This is a genomic window from Streptomyces alkaliphilus, from assembly GCF_014141535.1.
Lineage (GTDB): Bacteria > Actinomycetota > Actinomycetes > Streptomycetales > Streptomycetaceae > Streptomyces > Streptomyces alkaliphilus.
In genome coordinates, this window is the sequence record NZ_VKHT01001260.1 from 1 (window position 1) to 1215 (window position 1215).

The window sequence follows — 1215 nt, forward strand, 5'->3', positions numbered from 1 at the left end:
CCTCCCGCACCGTCCCGACGCACCGCCCCGAGCGCCCGCCGGGACGGTGCGGCGCACACGAGAACGGAACAGGAATTCCCATGGACACCGACTCCGTCGGCGCCCGGCCGCGCGTCGTCGTGCTCGCCGATTCGGACAGCCGCTGGAAGTGGGCCGCCCTGACGGCCCGCCGGCTGGCGCCGGACCACGCCCTGGACGCCCGCTTCCTGCGGGGCGACAGCGCCCCCTCCCAACGGCAGATCGCCGAGGTGGGGATCGTCCCCGACACCTCCCGGAGCGTGGACTGCGCCGACCTGCTGGAGGATCCGGCCTGCGCCGCCGCCGACCTGCTGGTGCTGGGGGTGACCGGCGGCAGCGTCATGACCGTGCTGCACGGCCTCTCCCTGCGGTGGGCCGACCGGACCCGACGACCGATCGTGGTCACCGGTTACGTCGGCGTCGCCTACGAGAACCAGGTGGACGGCACGATGCTGCGCATCGGCTCGGACGTGGTGCTGGCCAACAGCGCGCACGACGCCGACCTGTTCCGCGAGGTGTACGCGGGGGTGGGCGCCGACCCGGAGGCGATCGTGGAGTCGGCCCTCCCCTATCTGGACGGCGCGCCGTGGGACCCGTCCGCCGCCGGCCGGGACCGGCCCTTCACCGTCTGCTTCGCCGTGCAGCCGTCCGTACCGGTCGAGCGCGCCGACCGGCTCTCCCTGCTGCGGCGCCTGCGGGGCCACGCTCTGCTGCACCCCGACCGCGAGGTGATCGTCAAGCTGCGCAACCGGCCGGACGAGGGGGTGACACACCTCGAACGCCATTCCTACCAGCGGCTGTTCGAGGAGTTGCCGGACCGCCCGGCCAACCTGTCGCTGCGCTACGGCGACATGGGGGAGATCCTCGACCGCACCGACCTGCTGGTGACGGTCAGCTCCACCGCCGCGATGGAAGCGGTGCACCGGGGCATACCGGCGGCGATCATCACCGATCACGGCATCCGCGAGGCACACGGCAACCACTTCTTCGTCGGCTCCGGGCTGCTCGCCTCCTTCACCGACCTGGACTCCGGCGTGGTGCCGAGGGCCGACCCCGGGTGGGCCGCCCGGCACGGCCTGGGCCGCACCGACCCGTGGGAGGAGGCCCGGGCCCGGATCGCCCGGCTGCGCGCCGCCGGCCCGCTGCCGCCGCTGCGCCCCCACTACACGGCCGCCCACCACGCCCCCTACCTGGAGC

The 1215-nt window shown here is 74.3% G+C and carries 1 protein-coding gene; it reads left to right on the top strand.

Annotation, left to right across the window (positions count from 1 at the left end; all coding sequences use genetic code 11):
* Window positions 1–80 precede the first annotated feature (80 nt).
* On the top strand, window positions 81–1215 hold a 1135-nt coding region (locus tag FNQ90_RS23820), incomplete at its 3' end, for a DUF6716 putative glycosyltransferase (protein WP_182608236.1).